The following is a 24,215-nucleotide window of genomic DNA, read 5'->3' as shown; positions in this document are numbered from 1 at the left end:
ATGGAGGCGGCTTCCCCGTCGCGGATCGCGCCACATCCTGCGGAGCTCGAGAAGGTAGATCGTTTCGCTCGGCTCGGCTTTGTCGCGCTCGCCACCGACCTGACCTTCGAGCGGGACGCGGCGCGGGTGATCCCGCCCGAACTCGGCGTGATGCACGTCGCGCGGATCCACTTCGTAAATCCGACTACACCGGCCAACCTGCTCGCCATGAAGCCGCGGCTGACCGAGGCGGTGTCGCGCCTGGTGCCGGGGCACCCGCTGGCCTGCGTAGGATTCGGCTGCACCTCGGGCTCGATCGTGATCGGCGACGCCGAGGTGGACGCGGCGATCGCAGCGGCGCGTCCGAGGGTCCCGGTGGTGACGCCTGCGCGGGCCGTGCGTCATGCGTTGGCGGCGCTCCGCGTGCGCAGGCTCGCGCTGATGGCGCCCTACGTTCCCGAGACGACGGAGCCGATGATGGCCTATCTCGAGGCTGCGGGCTTCGAGGTCGTCGGCGGGGTCGGGCTGGGCCTCGCCGACGATGGTGACATCGCGCGTGTGACGTCAGACTGCATGGTGCGTGCGGCCCGCGCGGCGGACAGCGCGGAGGCGGAAGCGCTCTTCATGCCCTGCACTTCGCTGCCGGCGATGGCCGTGGCGGCGCGCATCGAGGCCGAGCTGGGCAAGCCGGTGCTGACCTCGAACCAGGTGACGCTCTGGTCGATGCTGGGTCATGCTGGGCTGCCGATGCCGCAGGGATACGGCCGCATCTTCGGAACGCCGCTTCCGGACCTGGAGGTCGCATGACTGGCGTCACGGCGGACGACATCGCGGCGGCGCGGGAGCGGATCGCCGGCCTCGTTCGGCGCACGCCGTGCGACCTGTCGCCCTCGCTTCAGGGCGTGGCGGGCGCGCCGGTCTGGTTGAAGCACGAGCATCACCAGACGACCGGCAGCTTCAAGCTGCGCGGCGCCAGCAACGCCGTCGCGTCGCTCGGGGATGCGGAGCGGGCAGGCGGCGTGGTCGGCGCCTCGACCGGCAACCATGGGCGCGCGCTGGCGCACGCGGCCCGGCGCGCCGGCCTGCGCTGCGTCATCTGCATGTCAGCGCTGGTGCCGAGGAACAAGGTCGACGCCATTGCCGCCGAAGGGGCGGAAATCGTCATCGTCGGCCGCAGTCAGGACGACGCCCAGGAAGAGGTCGACCGGCTGGTGGCGGAGGAGGGGATGACGATGATCCCGCCGTTCGACCACCAGGCGGTGATCGCGGGACAGGGGACGCTGGGCCTCGAGATGCTCGACGATGTGCCGGACCTTGAGACGGCAGTAATCCCGCTCTCGGGTGGCGGCCTGATCGCGGGCATCGCGGCGGCGCTGAAGAGCGCGCGGCCGGAGGTGCGGGTGGTGGGCATCTCGATGACGCGGGGCGCGGCGATGCACGCAAGCCTCGCCGCCGGCGAGCCGACGCTGGTCGAGGAGCTGCCGACGCTTGCGGATTCGCTCGGCGGCGGCATCGGCCTCGGCAACCGCCACACGTTTGCGATGGTGCGCAATCTGGTCGACGAGGTGGTGCTGCTTTCGGAAGCGGAGATCGCAGAGGGCGTGCGTCACTGCTATTGGCAGGAGCGTCAGGTCCTGGAGGGCGGCGCCGCCGTCGGTCCCGCCGCACTGCTGGCGGGACGGCTGACGCTTCGGGGGCCGTCGCTGCTCTTGCTCAGCGGCTGCAACATCGACATGGCCTTGCACCATCGGTTGATCTCCGGCGAGAACGTGGACCTGATGCGGGAGGCCGAGTGATGGCGGTGACGATCCTTACCGACGCGGAGCTGCGGGATTGCGTCCCGCTTGACCTGGAGGCGGTCGAGGTCGTGGAGGGCGCCTTCGGCGCGCTGAGCGAGGGCGGCGTGGTCATGCCGCCGGTCCTGTCGATGGCGATCGAGGAGGCGAACGGCGAGGTCGACGTCAAGATGGCTCACGTCCCGGGGCTGGAGAGCTTCGCGATCAAGGTCTCGCCCGGCTTCTTCGACAATCCCGGGAAAGGGCTTTCCTCCACAAGCGGCCTGATGATCCTGCTTTCGGCGCGGACCGGGCGGGTCGAGGCGCTGCTGCTCGACAACGGCTACCTGACCGACGTGCGCACCGCCGCCGCCGGTGCCGTCGCGGCGAAGCACCTGGCGCGCGAGGATGCGGCCACTGTCACCGTGCTCGGAGCGGGCCTTCAGGCGCGGATGCAACTGCGCGCGCTGGCGCTGGTCCGCCCGCTCGAGGCGGCGACGATCTGGGCGCGCAACCACGAGAAGGCCAAGGCCGCCGCCACAGAGCTTGCGCAGGAGCTGGGCTTTCCCGTGGGCGCGACGCTGGATCCGGCCGAGGCTGTATCGCTTGCCGACATCGTGGTGACGACGACGCCCGCCGCCGAGCCGATCCTCATGGCGGACTGGCTGCGACCGGGGCAGCACGTTACCGCCATGGGCTCGGACCAGGTTGGCAAGAACGAGATCGAGCCCGCCTGCATCGCCCGCGCCGACATCTACGTGCCGGACCGCCTGTCGCAGACGCGCGAGCTGGGCGAGCTGCGGGCGGCCGTGGCGGCCGGCGCAGTCGAGGCGGATGCCGAGTTCGCCGAGCTGGGCGATATCGTCACCGGCCGCGCGCCCGGCCGCACGAGCCGGGACGAGATCACGATCGCCGACCTGACCGGTACGGGCGTGCAGGACACCGCCATTGCCACCCACGCTCGCCGCCGTGCCACCGAGGCCGGAAGCGGAACCAGTTTCGAAAGCTGAATCATGGCCATAGTCGACACCTTTCGCTTCTCGGATGCAGAATACGAGACTCGCCTCGCCAAGGTGCGCCAGGCAATGGAGGCGGCGGGGCTTGACGTGCTGGTCACGTCAGATCCGTCGAACATGGCGTGGCTCACCGGCTATGACGGCTGGTCATTCTATGTCCATCAGGCGGTTGTCATCGGACCCTTCGGCGACCCGGTCTGGTTCGGGCGCGAGCAGGACGCGCAGGGCGCGCTACGCACATGCTACATGACCGACCCCGACATCATCGGCTATCCTGACTACTTCGTGCAGTCGCCCGACGTGCACCCGATGGACTACCTCGCCGCGAAGCTGACCGAGCGGAGTTGGCATAACGGGCGCATCGGCGTCGAGATGGACAATTACTGGTTCTCGGCCCGCGGCTATCAAGCCCTGAGCGCTGGCCTCCCGAACGAGCTGATCGACGCGACGAACCTGATCAACTGGCTGCGTGCGGTGAAATCGCCCGCCGAGCTGGACCGGATGCGCAAGGCCGCGCGGATCGTCGAGCGCATGCACGCGCGCATCGCGGAGAAGGTCGAGCCCGGCATCCGCAAGTGCGACCTCGTCGCCGACATCTACGACGCCGCGCTGCGTTACGATCCCGAACTGGGCTACGGCGGGGACTATCCCGCGATTGTGCCGCTGCTGCCGTCGGGGACCGACGCCGCGGCGCCGCACCTGACCTGGGACGACAAGCCGATGAAGGCGGGCGAGGGGACGTTCTTCGAGATCGCGGGCTGCTTTCGCCGCTATCACTGCCCGCTCAGCCGAACGGTGTTCCTGGGCAAGCCCACGCAGCAGTTCCTCGACGCCGAGCAGGCGGTGCTGGAGGGCATGGAGGCGGGGCTGGAGGCGGCCCGCGCCGGCAACGTCTGCGAGGACATCGCCATCGCCTTCTTCGACGTCCTGCAGCGCCACGAGATCATCAAGAACAACCGCACCGGCTATCCCATCGGCCTGAGCTACCCGCCCGACTGGGGCGAGCGCACCTGCTCGCTGAGGCCGGGCGACCGGACCGAGCTGCAGCCAGGGATGACTTTCCACTTCATGACCGGCCTCTGGATGGAGGACTGGGGCTTCGAGATCACCGAGTCGATCGCCATTACCGACGGCGCACCCGAATGCCTGGCGGAAGTCCCGCGCAAGCTCCTGGTCAAGCAATGACCGGCGAACGGCTCAAGTCGCCCATCGTCCCCACGGTCCCGTTCGATCGCGACGGCAAGCACCATGGGTTTCTCCGGCTGCCCTACTCGCGCAACGAGAGTGCCTGGGGCGCGATCATGATCCCGATCACGGTCATCAGGAACGGGGACGGGCCGACCGCGCTCCTGACCGGCGCCAACCACGGCGACGAATACGAAGGGCCGATCGCGCTGCAGGTCCTGTCGCACGAGATCGCGCCCGACGAGATCAGGGGCCGGATCATCATCGTGCCGTACATGAACTACCCCGCGTTTCGCTCGGCGACGCGGGTCTCTTCCGTGGACGGGATGAACCTCAACCGCAGCTTTCCAGGACGTGCCGACGGCAGCGCCACGCAGAAGATCGCGCACTTTTTCGAGGAGGTGCTGGTGCCGATGGCGGACGTCGTGCTCGACTATCATTCGGGCGGCAAGACGCTGGACTTCCTTCCATTCGCCTGCGCGCACCACCTCGAGGCGCAGGGCCAGCAGGAGGCCTGCGTGGCGGCGGTGCGCGCGTTCAATGCGCCGTTCTCGCTGATGCTGCGGGAGATCGACGCGGTGGGCATGTACGACACCTCCGTCGAGGCGCACGGCAAGGTCTTCGTCACCACCGAACTCGGGGGCGGCGGTACGGCCACGGCGCGCTCGGCGCAAATCGCGATCCGCGGCGCGCGGAACGTGCTGATCCACGCGGGCATCCTCGATGAGGAGATCGACGTGGCGCCGTCGGTGATGCTCGATATGCCCGGCGACGACTGCTACCATTTTGCCACGACCGAGGGACTCATCCAGCCGATGGTCGATCTGGGCGAGACGGTGCGGCGCGGCGACCTGCTGGCGCGGGTCTGGCCGGCGGACCAGACCGGGGTCGCGCCGCACGACTGCACCGCCCAGCGCGATGGGTTGCTGGCGGCCCGCCACTTCCCCGGCCTGATCCAGATGGGCGACTGCCTGGCAGTGGTCGCGAGCGTGCTTGAGTAGCCACGGATAGTGGTTGCGCCGATCGGCAATTGCCGCTAATCGGCGGCCCGGACGCGCCGCAGTAGCTCAGTGGTAGAGCGCACCCTTGGTAAGGGTGAGGTCGGGAGTTCAATCCTCCCCTGCGGCACCATCTTACTTTTTTGACCTGAAATTCCACCCAACACCTTGAAGGGAAAGGAAAATTCGGCAGTACCGAAGGGGTTCAGGGAACGCCAATCTGAGGACAGTTTGGCGCATTGCGAAGCAATCTTTTTCGTATATATTCCAAGGGCTTGACAGGAATTTGAGCGATAGTTCAATACATTCCTCTAGCCTCCCCTTTGGCGGCAGCACTCCCGCGACCTTTTCTGACAGCACCAGCTTCTCGCGTTCCAGTTTGGCGAGGCGCGTTTCGTAAGCACTGATAACGCTAGGGCTGGTAGCCTCAACGATACGATCCAGCAGGCTTTCGATCTGCTGCTCAGCCGCCTTGAGCTGGCGCTTTAGCTCCACTTGAGCAGCGCCTACCGATTCCAGACGCGCTTCCCATGCGTCCTGGAGCATCACCTTCGCGAGCGCGAAGAGCTGCTTGGTCGGTTGAAGGCTCTGCAAGATGGCGGCGAATTCGCCCTCGATCTTGCCGCGCGCGATTGACTTGTTCTTCTCCCCGCAGCCCCGAGTCATGCAGCGATAATACGCGTAGTGCTGACGGCAACCTTTCGACCATGCCGAGGTCATGGCGTTGCCGCACTCGTTGCACACCACAAAGTCGCGCTGCGGAAAGTCCTCATTGAAATCACGCCGCGCGGCAGGTCGTGCCTTTCCTTCGAGCGCTTCGAGTACGCGCTCATGCGTCTCGAAACTGATCAGGCCCTCATGTTCACCCTTACGAACCGACACGCCCCATGCAGGGGCCTCGACGTAACCGGCATAAACGACCTTCCTAAGCAGGCGGGAGACCGTCATCGGCCTCAGACCGCCATCCGGAAGGTCTTTTGGGAAGTGAGGGCACGCCTCCAAGAAGCGCTGGACTTCGGCTTGCGAGTTGAAACGGCCAATCGCATAGCCTTCGAGCGCTTCGCGCACCGTTGTAGCCAGAGGCTCATTCGGCACGAGAATTTTGCCGCCGCAACCTTTGGCGGCGACGTATTTGTATCCGACCGGCGCGCGGAAAACCCAAAATCCGTTCTCAACGCGTGCCTTCATCTTCTGGAGAACCTGGCGGCGGTTTTGCTCGCGCTCCAGCTCCCCTTGAGCCGCATTAATTGTCTCTATGAATTTGCCTTCTGGCGTATCTTCAAATTTGAAGTTCAGGCATTCAACGAGCGCGCCGCGCGCCTTGAATGCCTGACGCAGCTTGATATGCATCTCGGTCTCGCGCGCAAAGCGCTTAAGATCGTCAAATATAACAACGTAATTTTTGTCCGGCTGCGCATCGAGGTAGCTCAGCAGAGCCACCATGCCGGGGCGTTTCATGAAATCGCCCCCGCCCGATGCATCATCCGGAAAGACGGCTTCGACATCGTAGCCGCGCTCTACCGCATAGGCGCGGCAGCGTTGTTCCTGGCTTTCAAGGCCACCGCCGTCGATCTTCTGCTTTGTAGAAGAAACCCGGCAGTAAATTACTGCCCGAAGTTGGACTTCTCCTCTTTTTTTGTTTGCTGGCCATTTGGCTTCCTTTCTACACGGCATAGTATGGAATGCCGCAATTCGTACTTGTGAATACATTGATTTAGCTCTGTTTATTTCGGATCATTAGAATATATTTTCCCTTCCTCATCAAGCACTAAGGCCGCTTGATCACCTGCTTCTTGCTCCTGCACCTGCTGCGCAGGGTGGACGCCGAAGCCGAGATCGACAAACGCAGTGATAATGAGCCACAGCGCCTGAATGATCTCTTCCTTCTGATCCTCGCTGAGCGATGGATCATCCAGATATTTCTGATACTTGGCTGTATCGATCTCGACCGATGGCCGAGGCTTGGCCGCTACTGCGATGCCAAACTGATCGGACAGCGCTCCGCTATCGATTGTCCGTCCGTCTTCCATAGCATTGACCTCCTTTCCCCCAGATAGTTCAGGCGTGCAGATGGGCGCGCCTGCTCCGGGCGGGCGCAGCTCAGTCTTCTTTTCTTTTTGTGCTTTTTCATCCGGAACAAGCGAAGCTGCTTGTTGTATTTTAATTCTATCATGAGTTGTTAATTCCTCGCAAACTTGCGGAACCCGGCGGGTTTCGATCTTTGAATACTTCATGGTTCTTCTCCTTTTACATTTCAGCTTTTCGGCCGATGCCCATGGATGAAACTCCACTGGCCGTTCTGGTATTGCGGCAGGTGCGCATGCCTTGATGGCACCTGTTCGGTGATAACCCGCAAGTTTCGGCTTCCGCCCCACCAGGCGTGCACGCGCACCCTTGAGAGATCGCGGTCGAAATACGGGTTCGGGGCAAAAAGACCCCGATAGGGTTTCTGCGCGTAGTACGGCACCTTCTCCGCCAGAAATGGCGGGATGCCATAGCCACTAGCCATGACCAGCGCTTGGCTATGCGGCATGGTCAGGATTTCTTCGGGCGTGCGCAGCGGGCGTGCCATCTTGCGCTTGTGTGCGCGTTCGTATTCCAGCGCTTTCAGCGACAACCCAGTGCGCGAGGGATTGGCGTTGCCGAACAGCGCATCATGCATGGCCTCGCGCATGGCGCGGCTGGCACGCTCTTGCGTGAGATGGTCTTCCAGCTCCAGCGTCTGGTCGCCGAGCTTGGCGCTCAGATGCCGCGCGGTTTCCAGATCGGAAATGCCACCGCCGAGATAGACCTCGAGATCAGCGCTGGCCGAGAGCGTCATCGCCCCAGTTGGGCCGAGGTTGTTCCTGATCTGGCCGATGTGCTGATAGACGCAGACGGGGCAAAGGCCGAAGCCGCGACCGATGGAGTAGAACTCGGAAATTTCCGGGAAGCGGCCAAGCTGGGCGGCTTCATCAATCACGAGGTTCAGCGTTGGCGCATCCGGCCTTGCCTGCTTGAGCGTGCGCAGCGTCGAGAAGAACTGCCGGATGAGCGCAGCATTTTGCTGCATCATTTCCGGCGGCATGACGAAGAACACGAACACCGGATCAGCCGATTTCTCGCAGAGCACATCCAGCGTGAAATCAGCTTCGCGCGTGGCGACGAAGGCCGATTGCAGGCTCGGATCATTCAGAATCGCCAGCGCGTTGGTCATGCCGCCCATGACAGAGTCAAAGGTGCGGCGGCTGTCCTCAGCCATCTCGATCATTTCGGCAAAGGTGACCTTAAGATCAGGCTCACCGAGCCCGGCCATCATGCGGGCCGTATCGATCCACGCATCCGGATCAGAGCGGATCATGCCGACCAGATCATAGAGCGAGGTTGGCGAGACACCGCCATCCAGATGCACGAGACCGCGCATCAGCGGATCGAGCCAGTTCTGTGCCTTCTGGTCGAAGAAGTGAGAATCCCCGCCGCCGCTTTCCGGGAGGAGCGTTCTGGCCACGCGGCGGCTATCGCCGACCAAGCGCGGTGAGTCCGGCGTCAGGTGGCTAAGGATCGAGAGCCGGTGTCCCGTCACGCCATGCGTGAAATACGGGTTGATTTCGTAAACCCGCGCCTTGATGTGCGCGAGATATGGCTCCAGCACGGCGCGCAGCTCGCGCTTGGGGTCAAAGATTGCATAGCGCGGCGGCTCGCCCGAACGTCCGGGCGCGGCCATGATGTGTGAAAGGACGGAGGTAAATTTGCCCGAGCCAGCGCCGCCGATCAGCAGCATGCCAGCCTGCTTGGAGTGATAGAGCTTGCGCCCGCCGAAGAAGCCGAAGGGCACGCGGCCTTCGCTGCGAAAGGCACGGCGCACTTCCAGCGGCTGCGCAAAGCGCGCCGATCCGTATGGAGCTTGCTGTTCGAAGTGCATGGCTGAGCCTTTCAAGATTGTAGGTGGCTATGCGGCCTTGGCCTGTTTCGAGGCCAAGGCTTTCGGTTATCCGGTCAAGATCGAGACGATGATCCAGAGGACGAAAACCAGTACGGCAATTCCGCCTAGCGTCTCTTTCACCTTGTCACCGAAGGTCTTGACCGTCCGGGTGCGGTAGATTTTTCCGATTTCTTCATGGATTTGTTTCGGCATGACCTTTTTCCTTTTGGTTTGAACGGAGTCGTTAGATGAAGCGGTAGGCGAGATAGACGCCTGCCACCGTGAGCGCCGCGCCGATCCCAGCGCGCGCGGCGAAAAACACGAAAGGGAAGCAGGCGATCATCCAGGCAATGCGAATAATCTCCACCACGTCATGCGGATAGCTCCGCTGAGCGAGCCAGATCACATACGGTGCCGTGACCTCGTTGAGCGCCGGGCTCGCCAGCATTGCGATCATCGCGGCTGCCGTCGTCGCGAACCCGCCCTTGAGATCGTCGCCAGGGCCACGGCCTCCGCCGGGGCGGTAGTCTGGACGATTGGAAAACATGGCGCGCCCCTCCTTTCTTGATGCTTCCGGCACCGCCGGATACAGTTCTCCCGTTCGCCGGAATCTGTTCTTCCCGGCGTGGGTTATGTTCATCTGTTCGTTTTGAAGCCGCAGGCTTTGCTAGGTGTTCAGCGGCTATGACTTGAAGGTAGGAGCAGGTGCCTTTCTTGTCACGCGGGCACCATCGAGCTTGTCAAGTTGACGGCCAGGGGAGGAGCGTGAGCGGTATGCAGGCAGCGAAAAAAAGCTCGCAGAACCGGTTCTTGCCAAACCTTCGCATATCCGAAGTCGCCTTCGCGCATATTCTATATTGCTGGCTGCGCGGAGATATCTATTCGTCCATCCCCGAGACACTTGCGAAGCCCGGTGGCGACTTGGATGCAGCGCTGTCGAAGATGAACAGCATGCTTGACGGCAACCTCAAGCTTAGCGACCGGGGCCGAGAAAGTATCTCCAGGCAAGCCTGTCACGCACTCATCGCAAAAGTATCTATAAAAGTCTTGGCCATGTCTTATTGGGCTAAGTCCCGCTATAATAAAAAACTGGCAAACGGGGGTTGGCGAGAGGTAATGAAAGGAAGCGGCGGATTGGGACGGTTTCTGAGGGCGCAGGATTCTGAATTCAGGGATGAATTAATCGCGAGCATGGCGAATGAAACAATCTCCGATTACGTTGAAGGACAGTGGAAGGTGGTCCGGTCCGTATCATCCGGGAATATCGATTTCGAAAACTACAAAGCTGTGAGGGGTGGTCGATCAATCGACGCGGTTCACGTTCCCGTAGTCCTTCAAAAGATGCAGGAAAGATATGGCCGATTTCGTGGCTATCATTCCTCAGCAAGAAACTCGCATATTGCGCATTATAGGTGTCTGATAAATTCGACTGTCTATATGGATAGTGATAAGGATTACGAGGATCATAGAAACCTTCATTTCGCAACGCAAGAGGAAAAAGAACGGTACTGGTTCAACTGCACTACCCGTGCCGTGATGCTTGTTCTTGTCCAGTTGGAGAAGAAGCCTTTTTTTGACCAGTTGAGAGAGTGGATTTTGAACGGTTCAAGTCATGGGGATTACCTCCACGATTGGGAGCTGGTTGAAAAATACCGGCAAATAATGAGCCGTGATAAATGAGAGCATAAGGCACACTAATGTGCCGCGAGCCTAATGTCACCGATGGGTTCCACGAGGCAATCGAAGTTCAAACCTTGGGCGAGACGCTGGTGATGGTACTACGAAACGACCATGGACGAGCAAACGGCAGAATAAGAGCGAACGCAAGCTGTGCGTGGTACTACCACGCTGCTTGGCAAGGGGGCTCGCTGCGCGCCCCCGTTGCATCCCCCAGGCCCGTGGCTCTTTCAGGGCATTGAGCCCATTCCAGAGCCATCAGACCGTATCGCCGGTCAAACACTCGCGGGAGACTTCGCTCTCCCTGCACCCATCGATGCCTTCAGCAGGATCGGAGGCTATCGCGCCCCCTGAACCCACTCGCAGGGCTTGGAGACGTGCCTCTCCACCTGCACCGAACCATGCACGAACGGCTGCCCCTCCGATCACCAATCAGGGGAGCATTCTGCGCTACCCCCGATACCCCCACGACCATTTCATGGAGACCAGGAAGGGAGCATTTCATTGCTGCCCTTACCTTGGAACCTTCCCATCGACCAAGGGGCGTTCCTGCCCCTATGGAACCCAGACCAACCCCGCCGGTTGGATACCGTCACCATATCGGCGCTGAACCTGACGATTTGGCTGAGCCGCCTTGATCCGGCAGGTAGCTACGTGCCATCGCCCTCGGCAGTTTGCTCCGCATTCGCGAGCAATGGCGGTCGCTCTTGCATCCGCCACCGCCGCACCACGTTCATCACATAGTCTGTATCTGCGCAGTCGGTCTCCCATAGCGTTGCGAACGGCACATCGGCGCTTTGCGGCATATGGGCTTTGTCGAGATCGTTGAAGCGCAGCCGAACAGGCACGACGGTGCCTTCACCGACGACCAGGGCTTCTTGCGTGCGCAGGGTCGGCAAGATGCTCACGAGGCTGCGCACTGAATCGGGCAGCGCGCGCTGGACGAAATTCTGATCCTGTTCGTTGCTCATGCGCAGCGCAATCAACGTGTTGCACTGTGAAAGGATCGACTCGGCCAGCTCAGAGGGGCGCTGCGAGATCAATCCCAGCCCAACACCGTATTTTCGTCCTTCCTTTGCGATCCGTGACAGTGCCTGTTTGGTCGGCTGGAACGCGGCATCGTCGCGCCTAGGCGCATAGCGATGCGCCTCTTCACAGATCAATACCACCGGCACCTGTACCGGGCGGGGGCTCCATATCGCGAAGTCGAAGATCATGCGGCAGAGCACGGAGACGACCACATCAACAACATCGGATGGAACCCCTGACAGATCGATGATGGATAGCGGTTTGTCGCCTACCGGTATGCGCAGATACTGACTGACGATCTCGGCAAGCTGATCGCCCACGGTTGCATCAGGACGCATCATAAAACCAAAGCGGCTGTCCTGTTGCAGCGTCTCGGCCTTATTCTTGATCTTGAGATACGAATCCTGCTTCGAAGCCTGCGTCGGCATCGCTGCATCGATATGTGCCAACATATCACCAAGACGGTATGGCACCGGGGTATCGACCGTGATTTTCTCCGTTGGAATACCTTCCGCTCCGAAATCGCGCCGCGCTGCCAAGATGGCATCCTTGAGGATGTTGGTCTGACTGGTAGCGACATGCTCCGTCTTGCCAATAAACAGCTCGACGCTTTCTTCAAAGTTCAGGAGCCAGTGCGGCAGATTCAGCGTGGTTGGATCAATTACCTCTGCAAGATCTGGAAATGCGCGCCGATACTCATTGTGCGGATCAAGCAATATTACGTGGGAGCGCGGCGCAACTTCCAGGATGGAGCGTAGCAATACCGTGACCGAACAGGACTTTCCTGATCCGGTAGTGCCCAGGATAGCAAAGTGCTTACCCAGCAACTCGTCGGTCAGCAAATATACCGGCAGGGATGCGGCTTGCGAAAGCGTTCCAACATGGACGCTCGGCTTGTCGGGACGATTGTAGATTCGTTGAAGCTCAACGACGCTTGCCACGAATATGCCCTGTCCCGGTAGCGGGTAGGTCACCACACCGCGCTGAAATACAAACTCGCTTTCGCCGAGGCCGGTTCGTACAGCTTCGCCGAACAGCTCGATTTCCAACCACTTTGCGTCTGATGCGCCGTCAGCCGGTGCGTCGCGACCGGTAACGCCAGCCCCGCCTTCAAGCATGGTTTCGGTCATCCGAAGTGCCGTCACCACGCCGAAAACAAGTTTGTCGCCCGCTTCGATCTTTACAATGGAGCCGACCTGGCCAACTGCATATCGGCGGCTCTTATAGGTCCGGTGCAGGTCTTCTACCGTTCCTTCAAGCTCGCCGATCAGCTTGGAACCGGAAACCTCCACCACGCGCCCGATTTTCAGAATTGGATCGCTCATCAGTTCCCCCCGGCAATATAAGAAACCAGATTTTCAAATCTCCAAAGATCGGCTTCCAAGACGCCGAGGGACGATTCCACATCGAGGGCATGCCCGATAAATCCGCCATTGTCCTTGCCGCCCACAAAGACGCTAAAGCGAGAATCACAGCGGTCACAGAGCGCTTGCAAGCGCTGGTCCTGCCTATCACGATCCTGTTCTGGCCCTACGAAGGCGATGACGGTGAGATTGCTTTGCGGAGAGTTTATCGCATCGCAAATGGCTTCATTGATATGTTCATCATTGAAGCTGTACCCCAAGACGACCAAGTGATTGTTGACACCGGTCCGCCGGAGGCGTTTCCGAAACCGGCCAATCAGGGTTTCATAGACCCCGTACTGGGTTTGCAGATATTTCTGCTCCGACGGATAAACTACTACCGGCTCATCGGCAGCGTCTTCGTTTGCATTGCGTCCCCGCCTGACATGTCCGTCCGCGTCACGCGTCCAGTTGATGGAGCCGTGGAGCTTATGAATTCGGTAGGCTATTCCCGGCCCGGCCTCATCAAAAGTTTCCGGATCGAACCAAGCTCGATTGGTACCGCGAAAGCCATCAGCGTATGGCAGCCGGAGAGAATCCAGACTCGCTTCCAGCAACGTATCGTAATTCAAACTGAATATGTCGCGAGGACCGCGCTCACGAGCGCCGCGCAGTCGTTGCAAGAAACGCTCGTGATAATCGCACGCCTGCCAATCATCCGCGACTTCGCTCACGATGCGCTTCTTGATTTCGGTGAGCCATTCATCGATTTCATCGACGGTAAGGCTGTGCGCGTCGGCGGTTGTGATCGTGCTCAGAATTTCACGATAGCGGACCAGATAATTGATCAAATCTTCGATTGTCGGAGGGCGATCAGACAGCGGTTTCAATGCGTCGAATTGATCAAGTAGTTTCTGATCCAACCCGTTCAGGACGTTTTCGGTGAGCTTGCCAATCAAAGGCTTGCTCGCACAAGCGCTGCAACCTGCTCCGATCAGAAAGCAGGTGTCGTTGCCGGTGAGCCATTCTGTGATTTGTTCACGTACATCGCTGCTCATATTGTGCCCCCCAATTTTGTGCCGCCGTTACATCGCTCATGAGGGCACCGGTACGGATTCAATAATTTCTGCATCATCGTCTGACAGGCCGAACGCTGCGCTCACCTGGCGCTGTAGCTGCGCCCGTGCATCATTGGCCGCGCGCTCGCGCCGTGTCCGTTCATGGGGAGTGCGCGCCGCATTCAATGCTCTGAGCGCGCTCACCACTCTTTCGGCTTGTTGTTCGATAGCGGCCTTGGCTGCCTGATCCTGAGGAACGGGGATCGGCAAGTCTTTAATAAATTGCTTGCCGTGGGAATAATACCCACCCCTGAATACACTGGTATTCGTGCGGATCATCGCCTCACAAAGCGGGTGGTTTAGAACAGCTAGCAGATAGAGCGTCGAGACCGGCGCATCATCCTTCGCACGGATCATGTAATACGGGCCGTTACCGCCACCGGTGATAATCGTGTTCGTTTCATCATAAGCGTAGCGCGGCTCGCGTGAGAGAACGGGCAGGATGATTTTCGGGCTGTCGAACTTCGTCAGGCTTTGCGAGCGCCCATACTGATAGAATTGCCGCTCGTCCGCCGCGCCGCCGACAACATTGCGGCCTTCGAGGGTTTCGCGCCGCGCGCTCAGATATTCCAGGCAATGCGGGTAATCGGCTGCCATTTCATCGGGCTGCAACAGCCGGGCGCGCAGCTTGCCTTTTGGCGTGGTCACCAACTCGTAAGGGAAGATCATCCAAGCGTTGGCCACCGGTTGGCCAAAAGCTTCGAGCCGTGCATCATGAAGGCAAGGGCGAAGGATGCCACGCTCGATCTGCCATTCGCGCTCGTTCCACTCTATCCAGATATACTCATCATCAGAGCGTGTGGGGCGCAGGAAATAAATCTCATCAGCGCTGGTCTGAACGCCCACCTCAATATTTGCCAGCGTGTCCAGTCTGCCCGGCACTTCGCCTTTGATCCGCGCGAAGAGCGCCCGCACATCCTCCTGGCCGGATGTCCAAGCCTCGTCACTCAGCTCTGCGGCGGGAATGGTCGAGATCACACCCGTCCGGCCATAGCGCCACTCCTCCAGCGGCCCGGCTTCCTCCACACGGACCGTCTCACAGCCAATGCGATCCATGACGAGAATGCAGGTATAGTTGGACGTGCCTTGTCCAAAGACGGGCTTCACCCCGAAATTCACGATCTCTTCCAAAACCGGCGCGCGGGTCAGAAGGCCGCGCAGCGCCCGCCCGGATCGTATCGTCATGAATTTGTTGGGAACTATAACGCCGACGCGGCCCTGATCTTTGACCAGCGCCAGCGAGCGCTCGATGAACAAGGCGTATTTGTCGAAATTGTCCTGCCGTGCCGTGCTGTAGGGCGAGCCCGCCGCATGGTAAAAAGCTGCCTCTTCCGGCGAGTAGGTCACCATGTTCTGAATGCGGATATAGGGCGGGTTGCCCACCACCACGTCAAAGCCGCCAGCGGCCATTTCGTCAGCAAACTCGTCTTCCCAACGAAATGGATTGATCGCATCATGCAGTGCCGCTGGCAGCGGCCCGCATGCGGCTTCCCATTCCTGGGTGCTCACAAGAGAGTTGCCGCAGCGAATATGGCCATCGAGTTCCGGAAGCGCGGCGTGCTTCTTCCGTCGCACATAATCCTTGAGCGCTGCCTCGCTTTCATCCTCAATGAGCTTGAGCAGCAAGCTGAACTGCGCCACTTCGACGGCGTTGGGATCGATATCGACGCCGCGCAGATGCGCTAGCAGGATGCGGCGCTTCTCATCGAAAGTCAGCCGCCAGATGTTCTCACCGGCCTGATAAATCGCGGTGCCTGCATGCTTCTCCGTACCGTCCGCCACATACCAATCCAGATAGTGACCGAGCAGGAAGTCATAGGCCGAGAGCAAAAAGATGCCGGAACCGCAGCACGTATCGGCCAGAGTGAAGGCCGAAAGTTCTTGTGGGGAGCGACCAGCAAGGAGCGGGTCGAGAGTGCGGGCAACAATAGCATCAGCGATGAAGCTCGGAGTGGGCACAACGCCCCCGCTTTCGCGAATCTCCGGCTTGCTGGTGATGGTGACAGCACCATCCTCCACCACGATCACTTCACCGAGGAATTGCTCATAGATTTCCCCTAGCACCTCGGTTTCGACCACGGCGAAGGTGTAGGGGCTGAGCGGATAATACAACTCGGCAATGATGCCTTGCAGCACATCGTCACTGATCCGAATGCCGAGCGGATCATCATCGATCAGGCGGAACAGCCCGGAATCGTAAAATTCATCCGCACGGCGCAGGACATCCATGAGGGCATCAAAGGTGGCGTTGCCATCAAGATTCTTGAGCGTTTCGTATTTCTCGATCTCGCGATCTTCGCAAATCCGCAGAAAGACTATGCGCGAGAGAAAAAGTTGAACCCCGTAGGTCAGCTCTTCGGAGCTGAGGCCGGGCGTGTTCTCGTGGATATCGGCGGCGAGGCGGGCGCGCCAGTCACGGACTTGATTCAGAAAGAAATCATCAAATTGCTGCGCGCCATGGCGCGTCGTATCAATGGCAAAGCGCCGGTCGAACGCGCCCGAAAGAACGCTTTCTTGCGAAAGCAGTGACCATAGCTCGTCAAACCGTGCCTCGAATTCCTCATAGCCGAACAGATGCAGTCTCGCGACATGCGCCTCGTCGGTCTCGACCGGCACCGATTTACAATCATAAATGGCGAGTTGATGAAAATTGGTAACAACCGAGATCGGCAAGCTGGCCGAATACCCGTAGCGCCGCGTCTGAAACGCAGGGGCGCGATCACGATCAATTCGGACGCTTGGCTTCTTCGCCTCAATGAAAATCTTGCGCTGGCGCGCAAGTCGAAGCTCATAATCTGGCCGCTTGGACAGCCGCTCTTCCCCAACTTCGACGGTCGCCTCTTCGATAACCTCACGGTAGATCAGCGGCAGGGCGCGCCGGTTGTGAACATCCCATCCCAAGGCTTCAAGTAGCGGGGTTATGAACTCAGTGCGAGCCTGAGTTTCGTTGTACCCAGCATCGCGGCAATCAGCTTCGTTGCGGCGGAAGCGCTCGACAAGCTCAGCTATGAGGGCGCGGGCATGTTCTTTCGCCTCATCACCATCAACAGCGGCGAGAGCTATGGTTCCGGCTTGCGCCTCATCACTCATCCCTGGCCCCGCGGTTTCTTTCCGGCACGGCGGCGCGCCAGACGCCGGTTTCGCATCTTCTCCCAGATGCCCCGCAGCATCGTGCACTCTGCCTTCGAAAGCCCCATTCCTTCAATCAGGATGCGACGGCTGTTCTCGTCAAGGGCGCTCTCAAGCCGCCCGGCGCGGATCATCGCATCGCACTCTTCGAGCGGCAGGGCATCGCCCAGCGTAGCAGGCATCAGAAGCTTTTCTGCTTCTGTCGGTTCCAGCTCCAGCACGCCGCCGCCATAGCTGCGTCCTACGATCTCTGCCGAGGCGGCGCTCAGATAGCTATAGCTATTGGCGACAATGGCGCGCGGATCCGCGCCACGGCTGCGCATGCGGTGTATGGTATCGGTGGCCGTCGCTCCGGCATCATTAAAAACAATGCGAGGGAAGTCATAAATCTGGCGGAAGACAAATGCATCGGGCACATAGACCGAAGGCACGGCATACCAAGGTGTGCGCACAGAGCACTTATAGCCCTTATGCACGTCTTGAGCTTCGCCAAGCCGGATATAGCTGGCAAGCGCGCCTTTAGGCTTTGTGCCGTTGATCGGGGCCAGATGCAGAAGATGCACCCGTTGATCCTCATCGGCCAGCGTGCGCCAGCCTGCCTTATCGACCAATGCGCCTTCCAGGTGGGCGGAGCGTGCCATAAGCGGCATGGTATAGCCTTGAAGGCCAAGCTGTTCGACCTCGCTTTCGCGCAGCACAAAAAACTGGTTCTTGCCGGTGACCACACCGACATTGACCGAAGCATAGCTGCCCAGCTCGGTTGTGGTCTCACCGGCGCGCAGCGCGCGCATGAAGGAAATCTCGTCAGCGTTCAGGAAGTATTTTAGCCATTTCTCGCTGTCATGGCAGACCGTTTTGGGGGACGCGCCGCGCAGCACCTCGCGAGGCGTGCGCTTGACGATATCTGCGACTAAATCGCTCTCCGTCAAATTGACCTTGCACGGATTGCTGGCCGAAGGTGCAGGCCGCGCTTCTTCGGCCAGCAGAAGCAACACTTCCTGCTCAGCCTTTTCAAAGAACAGCTCGTTGCAGGCGATCAGATCGACGCGGCCAAACCGGTCTGTCAAAAATGACCGCAACTGCGCCGCATAACTTACCTGCAAAAGCTCGGCAGGAAGGACAAGCGCCATGCGCCCGCCTGCCTTAAGCGCCGCCGCCGCAGCAACAACAAACGGCACCCATATATTTGTCAGGCGGTTGGGCCAGAGCCCCTGCTGATGCATGATATCCATCGCGCGGCTGCGATGGGGCTCGGGAAAGCTCTGATAACGGATGAAGGGCGGGTTGCCGATCACCACATCGAATTCCGGACGCTCGGGGCGGCTCCACCACGCAAAAAAATCGCTGTTCACGACAACATCGGCGGCGCGCATACCTAAGCCATCCCTGAGGCGCAGGCGGGCTTTATCGGCCTCATCGGGATTAATCTCGATCCCGCGCAGATGGTTTGCACGGGCGGGGCCGTGTGCGCCCAACCCTTCAAGCCGCGCGCTGGCCGCTTCAAGAAATGCGCCATCACCGCAGCTCGGCTCTAGCACCAGCTCATCCGCATCCCGGATTGCCCAGGCGCAGAGCCAGCGCGCTAGCTCCGAGGAGGTATAGTAGCCGCCGCGCAGCTTGTCGGCGTCGAGTGCCGTGAAACGTCCGCTATGTGTCCGCTCTTGCGCGCCATCAAGCGCTATGCCGCTCACGTGCCTGTTCATGGCTCTTGCCTCACATGGAACAACGGCTGTTCGTCTTGAAGCAGGCGCTCGATAGCCTCACGGACCACCCAGGCCACGGACACCTTGTTCTTTTCTGCAATTTCAACAAGTTCCGCATGCTGGTCTTCAGTTAGGCTGACCGATAGGCGATGCGACGCTTTAGGCGTGCTCCTTTTGGCGGCTGAAGGCATAGCGTGCGATTCCCTGTTTGCACCGGCTTACACCACTGTGGTGCACACTGTAAGCAGGATTCGGCGCATTCATCTTTCTTAAATTTCTGGTGTTGCAGTTGGGGCAGGCAGGCATCGTTGTGAGTTATCCGGAACATAACAAGAACATAATGCAGAAGGAACCCCGAGGCCAGAGCGAACTGAGACGCACCCTCACGGGCCGGGCTGTCGTGAACCGAGCCTGTAGTCTCGGCCCTTCGGGCTTCAATCCCTTGCGCAGGTGGCGGGCAGCGGCGCTGCCCTTGAGGCAGGGCGCAGGCGCTTCGGCACCCGCGCGAGCATCTTTCTTCGTTTCCAGGGGCTGATCGCCCCATCAACCGTCAAGACCAAGCCCTTCGCTATGGCTTCGGGCGAAAGTCATGGGCCGTGGCTCGCCTCTCGGCTGCGCCCGCACCACCCCATGCCCTTCGGTCTGGACGGTCTCCCCCCTCTCTTCGCCAGAGGGGCAGATCGGTTGCATGCGCAACCGATAACAGGAGAAAAGGAAATGAAAACCGACATTTATCAGAAAGTAACCGACAAGATTATTGCTGATCTGGAGCAGGGCGAGCTGAGCTGGCTCAAGCCGTGGAGCGCTGGCAATCTGGAAGGCAAGATCACCAAGCCGCTACGGCATAACGGCATGCCCTATAACGGGATCAACATCCTGATGCTGTGGGGCGCGAGCGTTGAGGCCGGTTATCTCTCCCCATACTGGATGACATTCCGCCAAGCCAAGGAGCTGGGCGCGCATGTGAAGAAGGGCGAGCGCGGCAACCTGGTCATGTACGCAAACACCATCACCAAGACGGAAGAACAGGACGATGGCAGCGAGGAAGAGCGCAAAATCCCCTTCATGAAGGGCTATAGCGTTTTCAACGTCGAGCAGATCGAAGGTTTGCCCGAACACTACTACACCAAGCCCGAGCCGATCATTGGTCCGGCCTTGCGCATCGAGCATGCGGACGGGTTCTTTGCCGCCACCCGCGCGGACATTCGCCATGGCGGGAATAGCGCGCATTATAGCGGCGGCAGCGATCATGTGCAGATGCCAGCCTTTGAGACGTTCCGCAGCCCAGAGGCCTACTATGCAACCCTTGCCCATGAGCTGACCCACTGGACGAAGCACAAGAGCCGCCTTGATCGTGATTTGGGGCGCAAGCGCTGGGGCGATGAAGGCTATGCCCGCGAAGAGCTGGTCGCCGAGCTGGGCGCAGCATTTCTTTGCGCCGATCTGGAGCTGACACCGGAGCCGCGCAGCGATCACGCCGCATACATTCAAAGTTGGCTGAAAGTCTTGAAGGAAGACAAGCGCGCAATCTTTAGCGCCGCCGCCCATGCGCAGCGCGCCGCCGATTTCCTGCATGGTCTTCAGCCCATGATCGAGGACGAGCAACCCCGAGCCAAGGAAGGAGTCGCCGCGTAAGCGGCGGCTCCCCGCATGAGGGAGGCAAGAGACTTGGAACAGTACAACATCACATGGCGCGGCATCGCGCTGGGAATCACCTTCACGCCGGAGAATTTCGGCTTGGTGGATCATATTGAGATCATGAGCGAAGGCCGCGCGCCGCTACCAGTCACCGAGACGGGCTATCGTTCGCACTTTATCCCCGCCGGAACCGTGGCCGAGCACGGCGGCGCGGTCGCATTCGTCACCGCATGGCTGGAGCATGAAGCGGAGCGCACCGGCTGGAGCGGCGCGCAGCTCAGCTTTTTCTGAGAGCCGAAAAATTTCCGCGCCCGCTTGGGCGGACGCGGATCGGCAAGGAGCCCCGTCATAACGACGGGGCGCGCGGTTTTGGTGCTGGCGGCACCTGGCGCTTGCGCAGCACGGCCTCCACGCTGGCCAGAGCGGCGTGCAGGTTTGCGCGCTCGCATTCTTGCAGATCAGCGTTGCCGAGCGCTTGGCGCAGCGTCTCGCGAAGATGTTCGAGTGCGTTGGTGGGCAGCCCGTGCAGGGCGTGATGATTGAAGATCGGTGACATGATGGCCTCCATTTCCATTGAGACCCGGACAATCCAGGTCTTTCTGGCGGAGGCAGGAGGCGCATCTCAGGGGATCGGAAGCACCGGCTTCGGGCGCAACGAAAGTGAAGCAGGGCACGGCAAAGCCTGCCCTTGTTCCGGCATCATCCCCGGATGGGCCAAACGGAATTGCCCGAAAAGAACTGATTGCATGTCTGGAAATTGAAGGATTTGTCGCCGCTGATATAAATCATCGACCCTGTAATGGCGAGCCACCGCGCCTTCTATACAAGTATTTGACAATTAATAACAAAAGCAGATACGCTTAATTAGGTCTGTTTAAAAAACAGACTCGGGGCGTCAGAACCTCTTACATAGACGGCTGGCATCAGCCGTGATTGATGATGTCTTAATCAGTATATGAGGCAAGAACATCGAAGATGTCGCTTCTCGGAATGTGTCCGGGGAGCGGCAGCGTATGTCCAGTGGCGCATGTCATAACGGCTGTCGCGCCGTCTTTCTATGTAGCGGTTCTGAATCCCCGGTCGCCAGAGATATCTGGTGACCGTTTTTATTAAACAAAAAAGGGATTCCGATAATGCGCCAGCGCTATTTATTACTCATTGCGACGATACTTGCTTTTCATTTACACCTTCCAGCCAGCGCGCAGCAAGGCAAGACTTCACCCCCCAATATGAGATCCGGAGACAAGACACAAATACTGACCGATCAGGAAAAAGGCACCGTCACTATCATCATTGATGGCCAGTCCGCTGTGATGATCGACAAAACCGGCCTCTATGTCGTGAACGAGATCATGTATGGGCGTTCCTTGACTGATACCGGGCCGGATTGGGTAAAGGCGCGAATAGAAAAGGGGGCTGACGATGCTTCGAAGGATTTGGTAGAGGGAGGTGTTAATGAGGAGTAGCCTCTTTTCATTCCTTGTTGCGGCCTTCGTGGCAATGCCAGTGGCCCTCGTATCCGCACAGGAGCCCCGGCCATGCGATTCCTGCGCCGGTTATAATCCCGGCTCCTTCATGCGGAGCGGCGGGCCGGAGTTGGGCGGCGATACCTTTCGACTGTCCTGCCAAAGCGGTGTGTGGGAGGATTTGGACGGCGGTTCATGTGTCTTCGCGGATTGCACCCTCGACGGCGAAACTGTCGCGCACAGCGCAAGCTACACGTTCTACAGCGCCGAAGAGGACGCGGATTGCGCAAGCATCAGCCAGTCCCGCACCTGTACCGATGGTACGTTGGATGGTAGCGCGAGCTTCCAGTACGCAAGCTGTAGCGCTCCTGACATGTCCTGCTTGAGTGACGGGGAAGAGGTAGGCGGCCAGCGCTGGTTCTACGGAGCCTATGGTCAGTCCTGTGATGCAGTCTGTTCGGGAGAGAGTCTGTATTATGACGAGGCGACGCGCTCTTACGCTGGAAGCGATGGAACAAATGCAAATTGCGTGGCTGTTCTCTATGCACTTGGCGCGACCGGGACCACTGTCTCCACCTATTCCTTCACTGCCGCTGGTTGTGGTTACTCCAGCAGCCTGTCAAGCCGCTTCCGTATGACGGTGGCAACAAGATCCGCACAATCTTCGGGCACCGCTAGACGGGCTTGTGCCTGCACCGATACAGCGCCTCCCGCCAATTGCACCCTGGACGGCCAGACCGTGAACCATGGTGATTCCTACACCTTCTACAGCGCCGAAGAGGACACCGATTGCGCTGGAAACAGCCAGTCCCGCACCTGTAATGATGGCACGCTTGATGGTGACGCAAACTTCGAATACGCAAGCTGTGAAGAGCCTCCGTCCTACGCGTGTCCAATCGGCAGCGGTACGGCAATGTATACGACCCCTGGTAGTGCAAACTTCACGATTCCTACAGGCGCAGAAGATTGCCAATTTAGTATTTATGTCCTCGGCGGTAATGGCGGAAGGCCTGATGAGACTCCACACGTATATGGGAAAGGCGGAGGCGTTAAGTTCACGTACACACCCGGCCAAGCTGGGGATATAGACATTTTTGTGGGCGAAGGCGGGTCCGTCACGCCATTAAAAACGGTGATTGGGGGCGGTGGAGCAGCAGCACTTCGAGGGACGTTTTACGGGGATACGATTTATAGGGGGCAAGCTGGCGGTGGCGGCGCCAGTGCGATCAAATTTAACAATGGCGCTACCGAAACGCTTCTTGCCGTTGCCGGCGGCGGCGGCGGCAGAGGAGAACACACATCCGGTACCATGATTGTGGGAGATGGAGGTCCCCGCAACAACAGCAGCGGTGTATTTGTCCTCGCAGGCTCGGATGGTTTGATGGATCAAGATGGGGGAAAAGGGGGTGCAAATAATGTTGGTGGGGCTGGGCTTTCCTATGGCGGAAGTGGTGGAAGCCATGGGGAAGACGGCCATGATGGCTCTGGTTACGGTAATCCTGGCGGCGGCGGAACTGGGGTACCGGACTTCATGATCTCAGGCGGCGACGGCGGCGGTGCTAGTGCCTCGTCTCATGCGGCCGGCGGCGGCGGCGGCGGATATGGCGGGGGCGCTGGAGGCCCTACCGATGGCCCGGCGGGGAATAGCAGTGGTCGCCCTGGCGGTGGTGGCGGTGGCTATCTGAACTACTCGGTGGTCGGTACAGAATATGAGGCAATAAGTGGACCTGAGCAAACGACCCTCGGTAATGGGCGCAATGGTGCTGTGGCTATCACTTGGGGCGGTGAAGAACCATCATGGTAAATTCATAATTTAGAAAGTTCTCACTACCTTCATCAAGACAAACCAGCCCGCAATGTCCGCACTAGCCGCCGCGCAGGAAACGACCCGCCCACTGTCTGGCGCATAGAACTCGGCTGCACTCCGCGTTCCTTCGATCACGAAAAGCCGTTCTCCTGCATTAATCCACGCGCCGATCTTTGGCGGCTGGAAATGCAGCAAATCGCCGAGAGCCGCCTGAGCTTCGGCGCTCAGACCAACATCGATATGCCCGTCGCGTTCGCGCACACGCTCGCCGGTTTCTGTGATGTAAATGCGCTCGCTCATAGCGGAGATGCCTCTGGCTTTCTGGCTGCGCAGGGTTTGCATTCTGGGGCAGATGTACCCTTGCGGTGCATGGCTGATCTTGCCCCCGTTTCGCCGGACACTCAGGCGGTTGCGGTTTGAGCTGCGATGAACTCGCGAGGCGAGCGCATCT

At 59.8% G+C, this 24,215-nt stretch carries 22 protein-coding genes and 1 tRNA gene; 11 read left to right on the top strand and 12 right to left on the bottom strand.

What is annotated here, in order from left to right; genetic code table 11:
* The 6 genes from JM664_RS05435 to JM664_RS05410 all read left to right on the top strand — a co-directional run bounded on the left by JM664_RS05435 (nucleotide 1) and on the right by JM664_RS05410 (nucleotide 5,086).
* Nucleotides 1-786: a maleate cis-trans isomerase family protein gene (locus JM664_RS05435; RefSeq protein ID WP_227418906.1), complete on the top strand. Its 786-nt coding sequence runs from the start codon at nucleotides 1-3 to the stop codon at nucleotides 784-786.
* Nucleotides 783-1,775, top strand: coding sequence for a hydroxyectoine utilization dehydratase EutB (eutB, locus tag JM664_RS05430; RefSeq protein WP_227418905.1), 993 nt, complete (start codon nucleotides 783-785; stop codon nucleotides 1,773-1,775). Before JM664_RS05435 ends, eutB begins: the two co-directional genes overlap by 4 nt.
* Entirely contained in the window at nucleotides 1,775-2,764 is a 990-nt protein-coding gene (gene eutC, locus JM664_RS05425) for an ectoine utilization protein EutC (RefSeq protein ID WP_227418904.1), read from the top strand. Before eutB ends, eutC begins: the two co-directional genes overlap by 1 nt.
* A gap of 3 nt (nucleotides 2,765-2,767) precedes the next feature.
* The gene (gene doeA / locus JM664_RS05420; protein WP_227418903.1) at nucleotides 2,768-3,955 is read left to right on the top strand and encodes an ectoine hydrolase DoeA; all 1,188 of its coding nucleotides are present in this window, start codon (nucleotides 2,768-2,770) and stop codon (nucleotides 3,953-3,955) included.
* On the top strand, nucleotides 3,952-4,956 hold the full coding sequence (gene doeB, locus JM664_RS05415; RefSeq protein ID WP_227418902.1) for a N(2)-acetyl-L-2,4-diaminobutanoate deacetylase DoeB: 1,005 nt from the start codon (nucleotides 3,952-3,954) through the stop codon (nucleotides 4,954-4,956). The genes doeA and doeB overlap by 4 nt, the downstream gene beginning before the upstream one ends.
* A 55-nt stretch (nucleotides 4,957-5,011) precedes the next feature.
* Nucleotides 5,012-5,086 (top strand) — tRNA-Thr (locus JM664_RS05410).
* A 2-nt stretch (nucleotides 5,087-5,088) separates the two neighbouring features.
* Here the strand turns inward: JM664_RS05410 and JM664_RS05405 are convergent.
* From JM664_RS05405 to JM664_RS05385, 5 genes are all read right to left on the bottom strand, one after another.
* Complete coding sequence (locus JM664_RS05405; RefSeq protein ID WP_227418901.1) at nucleotides 5,089-6,663, bottom strand: recombinase family protein; 1,575 nt, start codon at nucleotides 6,661-6,663, stop codon at nucleotides 5,089-5,091.
* 14 nt (nucleotides 6,664-6,677) lie between these two features.
* The gene (locus JM664_RS05400) at nucleotides 6,678-7,187 is read right to left on the bottom strand and encodes a hypothetical protein (RefSeq protein ID WP_227418900.1); all 510 of its coding nucleotides are present in this window, start codon (nucleotides 7,185-7,187) and stop codon (nucleotides 6,678-6,680) included.
* A 20-nt stretch (nucleotides 7,188-7,207) separates the two neighbouring features.
* Nucleotides 7,208-8,854, bottom strand: coding sequence for a type IV secretory system conjugative DNA transfer family protein (locus JM664_RS05395; protein WP_227418899.1), 1,647 nt, complete (start codon nucleotides 8,852-8,854; stop codon nucleotides 7,208-7,210).
* Nucleotides 8,855-8,920: 66 nt separating this feature from the next.
* The gene (locus JM664_RS05390; protein ID WP_227418898.1) at nucleotides 8,921-9,067 is read right to left on the bottom strand and encodes a hypothetical protein; all 147 of its coding nucleotides are present in this window, start codon (nucleotides 9,065-9,067) and stop codon (nucleotides 8,921-8,923) included.
* A gap of 31 nt (nucleotides 9,068-9,098) precedes the next feature.
* Nucleotides 9,099-9,401, bottom strand: a complete 303-nt coding sequence (locus JM664_RS05385; protein WP_227418897.1) for a hypothetical protein — start codon at nucleotides 9,399-9,401, stop codon at nucleotides 9,099-9,101.
* A 218-nt stretch (nucleotides 9,402-9,619) separates the two neighbouring features.
* On the opposite strand from JM664_RS05385, the gene JM664_RS05380 reads away from it, so the two are divergent.
* Entirely contained in the window at nucleotides 9,620-10,534 is a 915-nt protein-coding gene (locus JM664_RS05380) for a hypothetical protein (RefSeq protein ID WP_227418896.1), read from the top strand.
* A 647-nt stretch (nucleotides 10,535-11,181) separates the two neighbouring features.
* On the opposite strand, the gene JM664_RS05375 is transcribed toward JM664_RS05380, so the two are convergent.
* Genes JM664_RS05375 through JM664_RS18965 form a run of 5 tightly spaced genes read right to left on the bottom strand, consistent with a single transcriptional unit; the run spans nucleotide 11,182 to nucleotide 19,044 of the window.
* A complete protein-coding gene (locus JM664_RS05375; protein ID WP_227418895.1) occupies nucleotides 11,182-12,885 on the bottom strand; it encodes an ATP-binding protein in 1,704 nt (567 codons plus the stop codon).
* On the bottom strand, nucleotides 12,885-13,961 hold the full coding sequence (locus JM664_RS05370) for an SIR2 family protein (RefSeq protein WP_227418894.1): 1,077 nt from the start codon (nucleotides 13,959-13,961) through the stop codon (nucleotides 12,885-12,887). The genes JM664_RS05375 and JM664_RS05370 overlap by 1 nt, the downstream gene beginning before the upstream one ends.
* A 36-nt stretch (nucleotides 13,962-13,997) precedes the next feature.
* Nucleotides 13,998-17,111, bottom strand: coding sequence for an Eco57I restriction-modification methylase domain-containing protein (locus tag JM664_RS05365; protein ID WP_227418893.1), 3,114 nt, complete (start codon nucleotides 17,109-17,111; stop codon nucleotides 13,998-14,000).
* Nucleotides 17,108-18,853 (bottom strand): Eco57I restriction-modification methylase domain-containing protein, encoded by a 1,746-nt coding sequence (locus JM664_RS05360; RefSeq protein WP_227418892.1) that lies wholly within the window; start codon nucleotides 18,851-18,853, stop codon nucleotides 17,108-17,110. Before JM664_RS05360 ends, JM664_RS05365 begins: the two co-directional genes overlap by 4 nt.
* Nucleotides 18,850-19,044, bottom strand: a complete 195-nt coding sequence (locus JM664_RS18965; protein ID WP_227418891.1) for a ribbon-helix-helix domain-containing protein — start codon at nucleotides 19,042-19,044, stop codon at nucleotides 18,850-18,852. Before JM664_RS18965 ends, JM664_RS05360 begins: the two co-directional genes overlap by 4 nt.
* A 526-nt stretch (nucleotides 19,045-19,570) precedes the next feature.
* Between JM664_RS18965 and JM664_RS05350 the strand changes: the two genes are divergently transcribed.
* Both JM664_RS05350 and JM664_RS05345 read left to right on the top strand, forming a co-directional pair.
* Nucleotides 19,571-20,488, top strand: a complete 918-nt coding sequence (locus tag JM664_RS05350) for an ArdC family protein (RefSeq protein WP_227418944.1) — start codon at nucleotides 19,571-19,573, stop codon at nucleotides 20,486-20,488.
* Nucleotides 20,489-20,521: 33 nt separating this feature from the next.
* On the top strand, nucleotides 20,522-20,782 hold the full coding sequence (locus tag JM664_RS05345) for a hypothetical protein (RefSeq protein ID WP_227418890.1): 261 nt from the start codon (nucleotides 20,522-20,524) through the stop codon (nucleotides 20,780-20,782).
* A gap of 55 nt (nucleotides 20,783-20,837) precedes the next feature.
* On the opposite strand, the gene JM664_RS05340 is transcribed toward JM664_RS05345, so the two are convergent.
* On the bottom strand, nucleotides 20,838-21,047 hold the full coding sequence (locus JM664_RS05340; RefSeq protein WP_227418889.1) for a hypothetical protein: 210 nt from the start codon (nucleotides 21,045-21,047) through the stop codon (nucleotides 20,838-20,840).
* 577 nt (nucleotides 21,048-21,624) lie between these two features.
* Here JM664_RS05340 and JM664_RS05335 point away from each other — a divergent pair.
* Nucleotides 21,625-21,957 (top strand): hypothetical protein, encoded by a 333-nt coding sequence (locus JM664_RS05335; RefSeq protein WP_227418888.1) that lies wholly within the window; start codon nucleotides 21,625-21,627, stop codon nucleotides 21,955-21,957.
* A 130-nt stretch (nucleotides 21,958-22,087) separates the two neighbouring features.
* A complete protein-coding gene (locus JM664_RS05330) occupies nucleotides 22,088-23,761 on the top strand; it encodes a hypothetical protein (protein WP_227418887.1) in 1,674 nt (557 codons plus the stop codon).
* 9 nt (nucleotides 23,762-23,770) lie between these two features.
* On the opposite strand, the gene JM664_RS05325 is transcribed toward JM664_RS05330, so the two are convergent.
* Nucleotides 23,771-24,215 (bottom strand): glycine cleavage system protein H (locus JM664_RS05325; RefSeq protein ID WP_227418886.1); only part of this gene is annotated, 445 nt, incomplete at its 5' end.

The organism is Roseitranquillus sediminis, assembly GCF_016918935.1.
Lineage (GTDB): Bacteria > Pseudomonadota > Alphaproteobacteria > Rhodobacterales > Rhodobacteraceae > Roseitranquillus > Roseitranquillus sediminis.
Note: the sequence above shows the minus strand (reverse complement) of the source record. Positions and strands in the feature narration are given on the sequence as shown.

Excerpts from the sequence above, each read along its gene's own strand:
- doeB (WP_227418902.1), top strand. The coding sequence starts at position 3,952 with ATGACCGGCGAACGGCTCAAGTCGCCCATCGTCCCCACGGTCCCGTTC.
- JM664_RS05360 (WP_227418892.1), bottom strand. The coding sequence starts at position 18,853 with ATGAACAGGCACGTGAGCGGCATAGCGCTTGATGGCGCGCAAGAGCGG.
- JM664_RS05340 (WP_227418889.1), bottom strand. The coding sequence starts at position 21,047 with ATGTCACCGATCTTCAATCATCACGCCCTGCACGGGCTGCCCACCAAC.
- doeA (WP_227418903.1), top strand. The coding sequence starts at position 2,768 with ATGGCCATAGTCGACACCTTTCGCTTCTCGGATGCAGAATACGAGACT.
- JM664_RS05395 (WP_227418899.1), bottom strand. The coding sequence starts at position 8,854 with ATGCACTTCGAACAGCAAGCTCCATACGGATCGGCGCGCTTTGCGCAG.
- JM664_RS05365 (WP_227418893.1), bottom strand. The coding sequence starts at position 17,111 with ATGAGTGATGAGGCGCAAGCCGGAACCATAGCTCTCGCCGCTGTTGAT.
- JM664_RS18965 (WP_227418891.1), bottom strand. The coding sequence starts at position 19,044 with ATGCCTTCAGCCGCCAAAAGGAGCACGCCTAAAGCGTCGCATCGCCTA.
- eutC (WP_227418904.1), top strand. The coding sequence starts at position 1,775 with ATGGCGGTGACGATCCTTACCGACGCGGAGCTGCGGGATTGCGTCCCG.
- JM664_RS05405 (WP_227418901.1), bottom strand. The coding sequence starts at position 6,663 with ATGTATTCACAAGTACGAATTGCGGCATTCCATACTATGCCGTGTAGA.
- JM664_RS05390 (WP_227418898.1), bottom strand. The coding sequence starts at position 9,067 with ATGCCGAAACAAATCCATGAAGAAATCGGAAAAATCTACCGCACCCGG.
- JM664_RS05400 (WP_227418900.1), bottom strand. The coding sequence starts at position 7,187 with ATGAAGTATTCAAAGATCGAAACCCGCCGGGTTCCGCAAGTTTGCGAG.
- eutB (WP_227418905.1), top strand. The coding sequence starts at position 783 with ATGACTGGCGTCACGGCGGACGACATCGCGGCGGCGCGGGAGCGGATC.
- JM664_RS05435 (WP_227418906.1), top strand. The coding sequence starts at position 1 with ATGGAGGCGGCTTCCCCGTCGCGGATCGCGCCACATCCTGCGGAGCTC.
- JM664_RS05335 (WP_227418888.1), top strand. The coding sequence starts at position 21,625 with ATGCGCCAGCGCTATTTATTACTCATTGCGACGATACTTGCTTTTCAT.
- JM664_RS05350 (WP_227418944.1), top strand. The coding sequence starts at position 19,571 with ATGAAAACCGACATTTATCAGAAAGTAACCGACAAGATTATTGCTGAT.
- JM664_RS05370 (WP_227418894.1), bottom strand. The coding sequence starts at position 13,961 with ATGAGCAGCGATGTACGTGAACAAATCACAGAATGGCTCACCGGCAAC.
- JM664_RS05385 (WP_227418897.1), bottom strand. The coding sequence starts at position 9,401 with ATGTTTTCCAATCGTCCAGACTACCGCCCCGGCGGAGGCCGTGGCCCT.
- JM664_RS05375 (WP_227418895.1), bottom strand. The coding sequence starts at position 12,885 with ATGAGCGATCCAATTCTGAAAATCGGGCGCGTGGTGGAGGTTTCCGGT.